The organism is Pseudomonas sp. AC112, assembly GCF_979253545.1.
On sequence record NZ_CEEDCM010000001.1, the window covers coordinates 4,528,975 to 4,542,048 of the forward strand.

At 61.4% G+C, this 13,074-nt stretch carries 13 protein-coding genes; 9 read left to right on the forward strand and 4 right to left on the reverse strand.

Translation table 11 applies throughout. From position 1 onward, the window contains the following. Position 1 precedes the first annotated feature (1 nt). From AC0IYN_RS21125 to AC0IYN_RS21145, 5 genes are read left to right on the forward strand one after another with little or no spacing between them, the layout of a single operon-like run. Positions 2-967 carry an amino acid ABC transporter permease gene (locus AC0IYN_RS21125; RefSeq protein WP_406599538.1) on the forward strand — a complete coding sequence of 322 codons (966 nt, stop codon included), beginning with the start codon at positions 2-4 and terminating at the stop codon, positions 965-967. Further along, positions 960-1,733, forward strand: coding sequence for an amino acid ABC transporter ATP-binding protein (locus AC0IYN_RS21130; protein WP_457239660.1), 774 nt, complete (start codon positions 960-962; stop codon positions 1,731-1,733). The genes AC0IYN_RS21125 and AC0IYN_RS21130 overlap by 8 nt, the downstream gene beginning before the upstream one ends. A gap of 18 nt (positions 1,734-1,751) precedes the next feature. Then, positions 1,752-2,675 (forward strand): ABC transporter substrate-binding protein, encoded by a 924-nt coding sequence (locus AC0IYN_RS21135; protein WP_457248747.1) that lies wholly within the window; start codon positions 1,752-1,754, stop codon positions 2,673-2,675. A 12-nt stretch (positions 2,676-2,687) separates the two neighbouring features. Beyond that, the gene (locus tag AC0IYN_RS21140) at positions 2,688-4,271 is read left to right on the forward strand and encodes a flavin monoamine oxidase family protein (protein WP_471843044.1); all 1,584 of its coding nucleotides are present in this window, start codon (positions 2,688-2,690) and stop codon (positions 4,269-4,271) included. An 11-nt stretch (positions 4,272-4,282) separates the two neighbouring features. Continuing rightward, positions 4,283-4,717 carry a RidA family protein gene (locus tag AC0IYN_RS21145; RefSeq protein ID WP_406599541.1) on the forward strand — a complete coding sequence of 145 codons (435 nt, stop codon included), beginning with the start codon at positions 4,283-4,285 and terminating at the stop codon, positions 4,715-4,717. Positions 4,718-4,720: 3 nt separating this feature from the next. On the opposite strand, the gene AC0IYN_RS21150 is transcribed toward AC0IYN_RS21145, so the two are convergent. Continuing rightward, positions 4,721-5,098, reverse strand: coding sequence for a c-type cytochrome (locus AC0IYN_RS21150; protein ID WP_406599560.1), 378 nt, complete (start codon positions 5,096-5,098; stop codon positions 4,721-4,723). Positions 5,099-5,385: 287 nt separating this feature from the next. Here AC0IYN_RS21150 and AC0IYN_RS21155 point away from each other — a divergent pair, with 287 nt between their 5' ends. Then, positions 5,386-6,759 carry an LLM class flavin-dependent oxidoreductase gene (locus AC0IYN_RS21155; RefSeq protein WP_406599542.1) on the forward strand — a complete coding sequence of 458 codons (1,374 nt, stop codon included), beginning with the start codon at positions 5,386-5,388 and terminating at the stop codon, positions 6,757-6,759. Here the strand turns inward: AC0IYN_RS21155 and AC0IYN_RS21160 are convergent. Both AC0IYN_RS21160 and AC0IYN_RS21165 read right to left on the reverse strand, forming a co-directional pair. Continuing rightward, entirely contained in the window at positions 6,728-7,552 is an 825-nt protein-coding gene (locus AC0IYN_RS21160; RefSeq protein WP_471843047.1) for a 5'-nucleotidase, lipoprotein e(P4) family, read from the reverse strand. The genes AC0IYN_RS21155 and AC0IYN_RS21160 overlap by 32 nt on opposite strands. A gap of 46 nt (positions 7,553-7,598) precedes the next feature. After that, positions 7,599-9,527 carry a hypothetical protein gene (locus AC0IYN_RS21165; RefSeq protein WP_471843049.1) on the reverse strand — a complete coding sequence of 643 codons (1,929 nt, stop codon included), beginning with the start codon at positions 9,525-9,527 and terminating at the stop codon, positions 7,599-7,601. 97 nt (positions 9,528-9,624) lie between these two features. Between AC0IYN_RS21165 and AC0IYN_RS21170 the strand changes: the two genes are divergently transcribed. Beyond that, on the forward strand, positions 9,625-10,197 hold the full coding sequence (locus AC0IYN_RS21170) for a hypothetical protein (RefSeq protein ID WP_471843051.1): 573 nt from the start codon (positions 9,625-9,627) through the stop codon (positions 10,195-10,197). On the opposite strand, the gene AC0IYN_RS21175 is transcribed toward AC0IYN_RS21170, so the two are convergent. Then, on the reverse strand, positions 10,176-11,384 hold the full coding sequence (locus tag AC0IYN_RS21175) for a DUF1835 domain-containing protein (protein ID WP_471843053.1): 1,209 nt from the start codon (positions 11,382-11,384) through the stop codon (positions 10,176-10,178). The two genes, AC0IYN_RS21170 and AC0IYN_RS21175, sit on opposite strands and share 22 nt — an antisense overlap. 173 nt (positions 11,385-11,557) lie before the next feature. Here AC0IYN_RS21175 and AC0IYN_RS21180 point away from each other — a divergent pair, with 173 nt between their 5' ends. After that, positions 11,558-12,241, forward strand: coding sequence for an ABC transporter ATP-binding protein (locus AC0IYN_RS21180; protein WP_471843055.1), 684 nt, complete (start codon positions 11,558-11,560; stop codon positions 12,239-12,241). Continuing rightward, positions 12,238-13,029: an ABC transporter permease gene (locus AC0IYN_RS21185; RefSeq protein ID WP_099492996.1), complete on the forward strand. Its 792-nt coding sequence runs from the start codon at positions 12,238-12,240 to the stop codon at positions 13,027-13,029. Before AC0IYN_RS21180 ends, AC0IYN_RS21185 begins: the two co-directional genes overlap by 4 nt. Positions 13,030-13,074: the final 45 nt, after the last annotated feature.

Consider the following 13,074-nt stretch of genomic DNA (forward strand, 5'->3'; position numbering starts at 1 on the left):
CATGCCCATCGTCGCCAAATCCTATGACCTGATTGAACAGCCCACCCCGGTGCGCCAGGCCCGTGTCTCCACGCCGATCAAGGCCCTGCAGGTGGTGCCCGCGCGGCATCCCTGGCGCTGGGCCGGGTCGATTTTCGCGGCGCTGGTGCTGCTTGGCATCGTGCATTCCCTGGCCACCAACCCGCGCTGGGAGTGGGGTGTGTTCGGCCAGTGGTTCTTCTCGCCGTCGGTGCTGCGCGGGCTGGGGCAGACGCTGTTGCTGACGCTGTTGAGCACGGTGTTCAGCATCATCCTTGGCACCGCGCTGGCGTTGGCGCGGCTGTCAGGCTCGCCGCTGCTGGCGGCGTTGGCCTGGGGCTATATCTGGTTCTTCCGCTCGATGCCGGCGTTGCTGGTGCTGATCATCCTGTACAACTTTGCCTACCTGTATGACCACATCGTGCTGGGCGTGCCGTTCACCTCGGTGGTGTTCGCCGAGTGGTCCACCGTGGACGTGCTCAGCCAGTTCACCGTGGCCGTACTGGGCTTGAGCCTGATGCAGGCGGCGTACGCGGCGGAGATCATTCGCGGCGGCCTGATCGGTGTCGACGCCGGCCAGCATGAAGCGGCGGCGGCCCTCGGTCTGCCGGCCTCGCGACGCATCTTTCGGATCATCCTGCCGCAAGCGCTGCGTTCGATCCTGCCGTCGGGTTTCAATGAAATCATCGGCCTGGTCAAGGGCACCTCGATTGTCTACGTACTGGCCTTGCCCGAGCTGTTCTACACCGTACAGGTCATCTACAACCGCACCCAGGCGGTGATCCCGCTGCTGATCGTCGCCACGGTCTGGTACCTGATCATCACCACCGTGCTCACCAGCGCGCAGTACTACGTCGAACGCCACTTTGCGCGCGGCACCGCGCGGGTGCTGCCGCCCACGCCGTTGCAACGCCTACGCGGTTGGTTGAAGGAGAAGACCCATGGCTGAAGCACGCGCCGGGCGCATTCAGATCCAAGGCGTGGGCAAGCGCTTTGGCAACCAGCAGGTGCTCAAGGACATTGATCTGACGATCGATCCGGGCAAGGTCACGGTGATCCTCGGGCCGTCCGGCTCGGGCAAGTCCACCTTGCTGCGCACCATCAATCATCTGGAAAAGATCGACAGCGGGCATATCACTATCGACGGTGAATACGTCGGCTACCGCCGTAAGGGCGACCTGCTCTACGAACTGAAAGAGCGCGAGATTCTCAAGCGCCGTATCGACGTGGGCTTCGTGTTCCAGAACTTCAACCTGTTCCCGCACCTGACTGCCTGGGAAAACGTTGCCGAAGCACCCCTGGCCCATAAACGCTGGAGCAAGGCTGACGCCCAAGCCAAGGCGGCCGAGCTGCTGGCCAAGGTCGGCCTGGCGGACAAGGTCGATGCCTACCCGCGCCAGCTCTCCGGCGGCCAGCAACAGCGCGTCGCCATTGCCCGCGCCCTGGCGCTGGACCCCAAAGTGCTGCTGTTCGATGAACCCACCTCGGCCCTCGACCCGGAGCTGGTGGGCGAAGTGCTCGACGTGATCAAGGGCCTGACCCAACTGGGCGTGACCCTGGTGATCGTCACCCATGAGATCGGCTTTGCCCGTGAGGTGGCCGACCACGTGGTGTTCCTCTGCGACGGTCAGTTGATCGAAGAAGGCCCGCCCGAACAGATTTTCCGCCAACCCCGACATCCCCGCACCGTGGCCTTTCTCGGCAAGGTGCTTTAGTTCAAGGAGTGACTGCCCATGTTTATCGCGACTACCCGCGTGGCCTTGCTGGCGCTTGCCGTCAGCACCGCGCAAACCGCGTTTGCCGCGCAACAGGTCGACCTCAGCCCCGACCGCGTGCGCATCCATGTACCGCGCAACGAGGCGGCCATCGCGCAGATCCCGCCAGGCTTCAAGTTCGCCCAGCCGGGGAAATTCACCGTGGCCGTGTCCGGCGTGGCCGGGCCACCCCTGGCGCTGCTGGCCAGCGATGACAAAACCACCATCGGCAGCGAGGCCGACACGGCGCAGCTTGTTGCTGATAGTTTGGGCTTGCAACTCAACGTGGTGCAGACCAGTTGGGAGGACTGGCCCCTGGGCGTCAGTTCGGGCAAGTACGACGCGGTGATCAGTAACGTCACGGTGACCGAGGCGCGCAAGAAGCGTTTCGACTTCGCGACTTACCGCCAGGACGTGCTCGGGTTTTATGTGAAGAGCACCAGCAAGACCAGTGCGATCAAGCAGGCCGAAGATATTGCCGGGCTGAAGATCATCGTTGGTTCCGGCACCAACCAGGAAAAGGTCCTGCTGGCCTGGAACGACGCCAATGAAAAAGCCGGCCTCAAGCCGGCGCTGTTGCAGTACTTCGACGACCAGGCGGCCGCCCAGTTGGCCGTGCAGTCCGGGCGCAGCGACGCCCTGTTCGGGCCCAACTCGGTGTACGCCTATTCGGCGGCAATCACCGGCGGTATCAAGCTTGTCGGCACGGTCAATGGTGGCTGGCCTTTAAAAGCGGATATCGCGGTGACCACGCGCAAGGACAACGGCCTGGTCAAGCCGATCCACACCGCCCTGGAAGGCGCAATTGCCGGCGGCCAATACGAACAGGTGCTGCAACGCTGGGGCCTGGATATCGAGCGCGTCGACCAGTCGTTGATCAACCCACCGGGCCTGCCGGATTAAGGAGCATCGAGCATGGGACTGACACGACGTGAAGCGCTGTCGAGCATTGCTGCGGTAGGCGGCGAAAAGGCAGTCAAGGAGGCACTGGCGGCATTGGGCCTGGGGCCGTCGTCACACCGGCGCCCGCAACCGCTGAAACTCAAGGAAGGCCTGGGGCAGGGCACCCGCGTGCTGGTCCTGGGGGCTGGGATCGCGGGGCTGGTCACTGCGCTGGAGCTGACCCGCGCCGGGTTCGACGTGCAAGTACTGGAAGCCCGTGAACGGGCGGGCGGCCGTACCTGGACAATCCGCAACGGCGACCGCGTGGACTACAAGGATGGCCGCACGCAAACCGCCACGTTCGACACCGGGCATTACTTCAATGCCGGACCGGCGCGGATTCCCAGCCAGCATCGCACCATTCTCGACTATTGCAGCGAGTTGGGCGTGCCGCTGGAGGTGCTGGTCAACAGCAGCCATGGCGCCCAGTTGCGGCCGGATGTGAACAAGCCGGCGTTCACCGTCGGCCAGGCGATCAACGATGCGCGTGGGCACCTCTCCGGCTTGCTGGCCAAAGCCGTGCAGCGCGATGCCCTCGATGATGTGTTGAGCGCTGAAGAACGCACCCGGCTGCTGGCCTTCCTGCAGGTGTATGGCGATTTGTCCCAAGCATTGGCCTTCGAGGGCACGCTGCGTTCGGGGCACCTGGAGTCGCCTGCCCATCCCGGCGCATTGCCCGCCAGTCGTAGCCCGTTATCACTCGATCAACTGCTGCATCCGGAACTGTGGGGCGCGTTGCTGCACACGGAATTCCCGGAGTTCTCCGCCACCATGTTCCAGCCGGTGGGCGGTATGGACCGCATCACGGATGCCTTTTACCAGCGCGTCCGGGGCCAGGTGCAACTGGGTGCCCAGGTGCGGCAGATCCGCCAGTTGGAAGACGGCGTTGCGGTGACCTATCACGACGCACTCAGCGGCCGTGAACAGGTGGTACGCGCCGATTATCTGATCTCGACATTGCCGCTACCGCTGCTGGCCAAACTCGACACCGATTTCAGCGACCCGATCAAGGCTGCCTTGCTCAGCACCCGCAGCGACCAGGCCACCAAAGTCGCGTGGCAGTCGCCGCGGTTCTGGGAAACCGACTACCGCACCTACGGCGGCCTGTCGTGGATCGAGCACCCGGCGCGCCTGCTGTGGTACCCGAGCAACGACCTCAACACCCGCGAAGGCTTGCTGGTGGCGGGTTACGTGACGGGGGAGGGCGCTGACGTCTTTGGCGCGCAACCATTCGACAAGCAGTACGCCACCTCCAAGGAGGCGGTGGAGCTGTTGCATCCGGGCTATTCCAAGCACCTGCGCAACCCGCTGGCGGTGTCCTGGGAACAGATCCCCTACAGCGAAGGCCCGTGGCTGCAACGTGAACACTTCCCGGCCGACGCCAGCGCCTTGCTCGAAGCCGGGCATGGCCGGGTGTACTTCGCCGGCGACGGCCTGGTGCAAAGCGGCGTGGGCATCTGGCAGGAATCGGCGGCCAACTCGGCGCGCCATGTGGTCGGGCAACTGGCCGAACGGGTAACCCAACAACGGCACAGCGCGGCACTGGCCGCCTCCTAAGGAGCATCATCATGAGCGACAGCATTCAACGCACCAGCGTCGGCGATTTCCCGATTTCGCAGACCGTGACCGTGCCGGCATCCGCCAGCCTGATCTTCGTCAGCGGCACCTTGCCCGACCTGCACGATGCCAATGCCCCGGCGGGCACGCCGGCTGCCTATGGCAATACTGAAATCCAGACCGTGTCGGTGTTCAACAAGATCCGCAAGATCCTGCGCCAGCAGGACCTGGACCTTGGGGATATCGTGCAGTTGCGCGTATTCCTGGTGGGCGCGGAAGAGACCGGCGGCAAGCTGGATTTCACCGGCTTGCAGGCGGGCTACACGCAGTTTTTTGGCACGCCGGAGCAGCCGAACAAACCGGCACGCACTGCGTTGCAGGTGGTGGCGTTGCCATTGCCTGGCGCATTGATTGAAGTGGAGGCGATCGCTGCAAGAGCGGTGTGAGGCTCAGCGGCTCTTTGCAATCACACCGCTCATGTATTGGTTCAAATCGCGGAAGTCGTTAACCCTCCAAGCGAACGGTGCCAGCTTTACGCCGTTCTCTCGCAAGGTCCTCGGGATCAAGTCGCCATTGGGGCGAAGGATAATCGACGAAACAATAACGCCAGGATAATCACTCAGGCGTTTTTTGAACGCAGCGGTGGTCAGGTCGGGGGTGGGGGGATTGCTCTTGTTGGCCAAGGGGCCTGTGCCTTTGATATCGGCGCCGTGGCACATCGCACACCGTTGGGTAAAGAGGGTTTTCCCGTTGAGGTCATCCGCAAAGGACAGTGAGGGCTGGGCCAGCGATAACAGGCCGAGCCCAGCGATAAGTACCCGTTTCATATCCATATGACCTTGTGGCGTGAATCAGATTGGGATCGAGGGAAGAACCTGATGCCAGCGCGTTGAGTTTGAAAGGTCGCCATTCTCCTTGTTTTGCCGTGACCGTGTCCAAGGCCGCTTCGACGGCCCGCGTACGGTTATGTCGGTTTCGGATGTTTTACCTTTATTTAAATCAGTATTTTTAATAATTAGCATAGATCTACAAAGCCTTTCACAACCCTCGCTCGCGGGCATTAAGGTCGATCTCCACAGGCCAGCACCGCTGCCATCCACGGAGGAATACCTTGATGCCCACCTCATCCCGACAACTCAAGTTCGGCGCCATTCTTACCGGTGTCGGCACCGCACAAAACGAATGGCTGCACCCGCAGATCCCCGGCGATGCGAGTGTGGATATCGACTGGTACCGCGCCCAGGCCCGGCAGGCAGAGGCCGCCAAGTTCGACCTGGTGTTCATCGTCGACAGCCCCTACATCACCCCGGATTCCGCGCCGCATTTCCTCAACCGCCTGGAGCCCTTGACGCTGCTCTCGGCCATCGCCGGTGCCACCTCGAAGATCGGCCTGGTGGCGACCCTTACAACCTCCTATACCGAACCCTTCAACGTGGCGCGGCAGTTTGCGTCCCTGGACCACATCAGCGGCGGCCGCGCCGGGTGGAACGTGGTAACCACCGGCCTGGAAGGCGCTGCCGGCAACTTCGGCCGTGAACAGCACATCGACCACACCGAGCGCTATCGCCGGGCGGCCGAGCACCTGGAAGTGGTGCAGGGCTTGTGGGACTCCTATGAGGACGATGCCTTTGTGCGTGACAAGCAAACCAAGGTGTTCCTCGACCCACAGCGCCAACACCGCCTCGATCACCACGGCGAGTTTTTCTCGGTGACCGGGCCGCTGAATATAGCCCGTTCGGCCCAAGGCCAACCGGTGATTTTCCAGGCGGGGATTTCCGAATCCGGGCGCAGCCTGGCGGCGAACTATGCCGAGGGGATTTTTGCCGGAGTGGGTAATTTCGAAGACGCCCAGGCGTACTACCGCGACATCAAGCAACGCACGGCCGCCGCCGGGCGCAACCCCGATCACGTGACCATCCTGCCCGGCATCTCGCCGATCATTGCCGACACCGACGAGCAGGCCCAGGCGATCGACCGCGAGCGCAATGGCGAGCTGGACCTGGACAAGGCGCTGGTGCAATTGGGGCGGCCGTTCAACTACCACGACTTCAGCCAGTACGCGCTGGATGAGCCATTTCCTGAGTTGGGCGACCTGGGTAGCAATGGCTATCGCGGGCATGCGGAGAACATCAAGCACGTAGCCCGTGAGCAGGGGTTGACCCTGCGTCAGGCGGCGTTGCGCTTTGCCAAGCCGTTTTCCAGCTTTGTCGGCTCACCCAAGACCGTGGCGGATGAGATAGAGCGATGGTTTGTGGAGGGCGCGGTGGATGGGTTCAACATCCATGTGGGCGCGCCGGAGGATTTTGCGCGGTTTACCGATCAGGTGTTGCCGCTGTTGCGCGAGCGCGGTTTGTTTCGCAGTGAGTACAGCCACAGTACGTTGCGGGGGCACCTGGGGCTGCCGGTGCCGGTGAATCGGCATACGGCGGCATCCCAGGCCCGTTCAGCCGCGCGGGCTACTCCTGCAACTGCAACGCCTGTTGCTTGAGCTTGCGCTTTTGCTCAAACGGCAACTTCTCATCATCCCCATACGGTGCGCTGTACCAGTTGCCATACGTCGGGTTGGGCAACAGAAACCAGCGCTGCCCCAGCCAGTTCACATAAGGCGCCACGGCCTTGCGTTGATCCGCGACGGTGTTGTGCTCGGCCTGGACGAAATCTCCCAGGGAATCACCGGCCATCAACAACACGCGGGCATGGGCGGCGACCCATTGGCGGCGGCAGTTCTTGCCGTAGCCGGCGCTTTCGCAATGGCCGGTGGGCGTGCTGGCGGCGAGGACATGTACGTCGCTTTCCACCGGGAAACCGCGCAGGCGCAGGTTTTTCACGGTGGCGGCGACCTGGCTGTGTTCACGGTTGGTCAGGTAGTAGACCGCGATACCTTTCTGCTGGGCCGCTTGCACGAAGGCGACTGCGCCGGGCAATGCCTGGGCCTTGGCCTGGTCGACCCAGGTGTTCCAGCGGTCGTAGGAATAAACCTGGTTGTTGACCACATCGCGGGCGTTGAGCGGCACGTTGTCCAGCAGGGTTTCGTCGATATCGACCACGACCGCCGGCGGCAACCCTTTGAGGTCGCGCGGGGGGAAGGGCAGGGCGTCCCAGGTCGGATCAGCCAACGCCACGTCGAGTTGGCGGGTGGCATTGGCGAAGAGCTGACGGTAGATCAGCTCATGCTCAATGGAGGTCTGTGTCCAGAGCACGGCGTCGAGTTGGTCGTTGGCGGGTGGCGTTTGTTGGCAGCCCGCCAGCAGAAGCAGGCTGGCGACGATCAGGTTGCGCATTGAACAATGAGCCTCGAAAAGAAGACGTAGGTGGTGCGACGAGCGGTCAATAGGGCTCGCCGACATGAGTGCAAGCGATCAGCCTCGGTATCGCTCGTCGGAGAAGACTTTCGTAGAGCGTATTGAACCGTAGCCCCAGGGAGCCGTCCGGTTGCAGGATGATGACACCCGCCAGTTTGTCATGATAGTTGCGCTCTTCATGAAAACCACTGTTATCGGTAAACAGCATCAACAGGCCGCGCTCTGTTCGGGTGATGTCGTAGATTCCCTTGGTTCCGTTGACGGTTTTTTCGAACAGCGCCAGCATGGCATCGTGCGTAGGCTGGCCGGGGCTCACGGATGTGGGGTAGTGCTGGTTCAGTATCAACCCCATGCCTGAGTTCGCGATGTGCCCGGCAAGTATCGGCCAGTTGCCTTGCGCATTAGCATTCAACACATGCCCCATGGAGCTAGACATGTCGATAATCAGGCGGGGCAGTGGTAACGCGTATTCAGTGACTGCACGGCGAAAATGCAGGCGCAACTTATGTGTCGAGATGGCATTAGTGGGTGTGACGCCGGCGAATGCTTCGCAGCGCTCACTGACGTTTTTATCGCCGTAGCGTGTGCACAGTTCGGCGAGTTTCTTCGGCTGGCAGGCGGGCACCGGTCCGTAGTTGGCGAGGGCCACGAGTGCCTGGGTATTGACTCTGGCGTAATCGTACAGTGCTTCATTGAAGTTTCGGGTGTTGGCGCGGGCGTACTGCTTGGCTTCCAATACATACACAATCCGTTGGGTCCCATCGGCCAGGTGCTGAACGAGCGAATAGTCAGGTTGAATGTTCTGGCTGCGACCGTCGCCGGCCAGTTTGACACCGGGGTTGGCGACGCGAAGCTCCGCCATCAGGTCGAGCACATTGTTGCTCACATGCAGCTTGGCAATGAGCGTGGGCCTGAAGGCAAATGTGAGGCCGTTGTCCTGGGCCATCAGTTGAAAACGTTCGTCCGGTTGCTTGAGCTCACGTCGCAACAACGTGATGAGCCACACAGAGTAGAGCTGTGAGCGTTGTTTCCAGATGGGCAGGTCGAGCAGGTCTTCCAGTTCACGTGACACAGGTCGGGATGGGACGATCTGTGAGTGGGTGTTGATGATGGCCTCGATTCTTCTCGCCAGTCCGTCTCTCTGTGACAGAGGCACACGCTGTTGGCAATACCAGAGCAGCGGCAAGAGGTGAAACCGCGCAATGTGATCGTCCTGCGCGTGCGCTAGTCGGGATTCACTCCATTGATTGATCGGGGCTCTTTCTGGCCTGGAGGGGTCATCGTTGCGCCGAGCGCTGCGCAGATCATCCTGGCTGGTGTAGCGGCCGGTGCGTTGGCACAACTGTTCAATCAGGCGGGCCAGTGGTGCAAGTGCCTGGGTAAGTGAGTCGGATACCATAGGCTCGGGCAGCGGCACAGGTCTTGTATAGGGCCATTGCGGGTCATCCATCCAGCTTTTCGCGGGTGTATCTATCAGGGGCGCGAACCTCGTATTGTCCATTCCAGGCGTTTCCCTTAGCGCTTGGAACACACCATTGCTGATGAGCCTTAAGTCGTCAAAGTCATAGGCCCGTTGCGGGATCATGTTGTCGAGGTTCTTCAATATCTCCCGTGCCCGACGAAACGCATCGACGTTGAAGGGGACTTTGCCGGCCTGACCAAAATCGAACTCGATCAGCAGTCGCTCATTGCTGTGGGAGACGCCGCCTTCAGCGAACAGTTCATAGATGTCATTGAGCATCATGCCGAAAGGCTGTAAGGCGTTCAGAACTGCGACCAGGAAAGACGTGGTATCGACTGCGTGCTGTTTCAGATAGTCGCCAATGTCTTCGGACGGTGGAATATGCAACGCCGCGCGCAGGTCTGCGACGAATTGTTTGTCGTGGCTCTTGGGTGCCAGGCGTCCTGCTGAGTTCAGGCTGTCCCACAGGTCAGCAGCTGTTTTAATCGTCACGGATCTTCCTTGATTGGGGTTGCTGGCTATTGGCCATAATTCGCCAAATGTGGGATGGTACCCCACTCAAGGAAATCATGCGCCTGACAGGATCATCATGAACGCACAGCAAGGTCTTTACGAAAACATCACGCTTATTGACGTCCAGCTGGCGTCTGTCTATTACCCGATTCTGGTTGATCTGGCCCAACACAAGCATTGCTTGACGTATTCCGAACTGGTCGATCGCGCCAAGAGCGAGAACCCGGATCATCCGGTGGTTAAAAATGCTATTCCCGTCTCTACCGGACGGCGGCTGGATGTGGTCAGGCTGTTCACCAATGAGCGGGTACTGCCAGACCTGACATCGCTGGTAATCAGCAAAGGTTCGGGAGAGTGTGGCAGCTTTTTTACTCGACACTTCGATCCGGTGGCTGCGCGCAAGCAGGTCTTTGAATTTGACTGGAGCACCGCGACAGCCGATTTCGATGGTTTCGTCAGTGTGACCGAACAAACGGTGAAACCTCGCAAAAAGGTGAAGAAGCCCCAAGCCCTGCAACGGATGGCGGCTTATTATCAAGCGAATAAAGCCACCCTGCCGGTGAAGGTCAGTGAGTACAGAGAGGCCATTATCGACCTCATCATGGAGGGCTTCTCGGATGAAGAAGCCTACGCGATGGCTCTTCGCTGAAAAACAGGTTGGTTAGCCTCATCAATTGTCCAGTGAGGCCGGCCGGGTCGAATGCGTGTCCCTCCGACCCAGCGTTCATGTGTGCAGTGGTCGAGCCAATAGGCTTGGCCTTCAAGCACTTCAACCCCTAATGCCGTCAGCGTCAACACGCGTTGCGGCCACGAGTTTTGTGCTTCTGCCTCCATGAGCAAAGGGCTGTCACCGTCAATTAACGGCCGCAACAGCGCATGAAACATCATGTCCCCCAGGAACGGCAGCGGTTCGCGCTTGCCCGTTAACTCAGCAAACACCCGGCCAAACGGGACCGGTCCGGCTTCGGCGATGTAGCTCAGTGACAGGCGCTCGGTGAGCGACAAGCCATCGCGCACGCCCGGTAATTCCTGCAATTGGCGCAACAGCGCAGGTGCCAGCAAGGGCAATGCCGAATGGGTGCCGTGGGTCAGTTCCGCCAGGCGTTCGGGAGAGGGGGAGCAGTACGCCGCCCAGGCGCGTTTGGCCAAGTGCACCGCGTCGTCACCGAGCCGTCGTCGCTGCGGCCAGAGCCAGGCCAGTACATCGGGGGCCAATTGGCCGATCCCGATAAAACGCTCGACACCGGGCACGCGGTCCACCTCGATCAGCTCCAGTTTGCGCGGCGCCTGCTCAAGACTGGCGAGTGCACGAATCAGGAACAGTTGGTCGTAGGCATCCGCTTCGCACCACAGCACGCTGTGATCGGCGTTGGCCAAGGCGTCAAGCTGGTCATATTCATCAGCGACGCGGCGCGCTGCTTGGGTTTTGTCCAGGGCGAAAGCCTGGCTGATAAACGTACTGCGCATGGCGCGGAATGCTTCGCTGGGCACATCACGAACCGGCCCCATGCACAGCGGGTCGGTGAGCATTTTGAAGTCGCCCTTGAACCCGGCGATCTGCAGGCTGTGGGCAATGTCATTGCCGCAACGCCAATGGGTGGTGCGAGGTTCATCGCTGGCGGCGAAGTCGGGGTGGTGGGCGGCGAAGTCGATGGCATCGACATGGGCCTTGAGCCTCGGCCAACTGCTGAAACCCAACTGCTTGGCGATCGCCCATTGCGCCTGGGACAGGGTCGCATTCGGGTCTTGGGTTTTCAGGTGTGGCAGCAATTCCTTGGCGCGCTTGCGCTGCTGCTCAAGGTTGAGGCGGCCATCGGTGTTGAAGTGTCGGGACATACGATCTCCTTGTACAAACCTTTTCCGCTTTAAGGTTGGGAGTCGTAGAGAATGAGGGTGTTGCAGTGTCTTGGGCGCAGCCCTTTCCGCGGAAGGTGGCGTAGAGAGCGCCAGGCAAGGAATATAGGCAGTGAAGTTTTTGATTGCAAGCCGTTCAAACGAGTAATGAGTTCATGACCGACACCCCATTAATCGAAACCCGCGCCCTCACGCGCATGGACGAGCGCCGCCAGGTGCGCTTGCTCCAGCCCACTAATTTCACCTTGCTGGCCGGCGACCGTGTGTCGATCACCGGTGCATCCGGCTCCGGCAAAAGCGTGTTCCTGCGCGCGCTGGCGCTGCTGGATGCACCCACGTCCGGGCAGATCCTGTGGAACAACCAGCCGATCGGCAACGCACAGATACCTCACTACCGTTGCCACATCAGCTACCTGTCGCAACGCCCGGCGCTGCTCGAAGGCTCGGTGGAAGACAACCTGCGCTTTCCCTTCAGCCTCAAGACCTCACGCAAGCGCCGCTTCGACCTGGCGACCGTCACCACACTGCTGGGGCATGCCGGCAAGGCACCGGACTTTTTGGCCAAGCGCGCCGCCGACCTGTCGGGCGGCGAATCCCAGGTGGTTTCGTTGATCCGCACTCTGCAACTCAATCCCGAAGTGCTGTTGCTGGACGAGCCCACCGCCGCCCTCGACCCCACCTCATCCCGCGAGGTGGAAGCGCTGATCGATGCTTGGTTCGCCGGGGACCCGTCCCGCGCCTGTATCTGGGTCTCCCACGACCTGGAACAGGCGCGGCGCATGAGTGACATCCATTTGCAGATGAGTGCCGGTGTGTTGAGCGGAGTGCCCCAGCCATGAATTATCAGAACCTCACCGCGCTCGACATGGGCATCGCCGCGTCGCTGATCCTTATCAACGGTGCACTCTCGCTGCTGCTGCGCCTGGGGTTGGGCCGCCAGTTGCTGTGGGCGGCGGTGCGCACCGTGGTGCAACTGTTGGCCATCGGTTACCTGCTGGGCTGGGTGTTCGAGTTCGCCTACTGGTACGTGGTGCTGCCGTTGATGTGTGCGATGACCCTGATCGCCGGCCTTTCGGCAGCAGGGCGTGGGCGACGGACTTATCGCGGGCAGCGCGCTGACAGCATCCTGTCGGTGTGGGGCAGTTCGTGGCTGGTCACGGCCGTGGGTTTGTTTGCGGTGATTCGCATCCATCCGTGGTACGAGCCGCAGTATGCAATTCCGATCCTCGGCATGATCCTCGGCAACACCCTGACCGGCGTGTCCCTGGGGATCGAGCGCATGACCCAGGAACTGACCTCGGGCCGCAACACCATCGAAATGATCCTGGCCCTCGGTGGCTCGCGCTGGGAAGCGGCGCAGGAAGCCATCCGCCAGGCCGTGCGCGCCGGGATGATCCCGACGTTGAACCAGATGACCGTGGTGGGCATCGTCAGCCTGCCCGGCATGATGACCGGGCAGGTGCTGGCGGGGGAGAGCCCGGAGGATGCGGTGCGGTATCAGATCGTGATCATGTTTCTGATTGCCGCGTCGTCGGCGCTGGGCACGGTAGGGGCGGTGTTGCTGACCTACCGGCGGTTGTTTTCCAGTAGCCATCGATTCCTGCGGGATCGCCTCGTAGAGCGTTGACGCGCCACGACGAAGGTCAACTGTGGGAGCTGTCGAGCCCTGGCG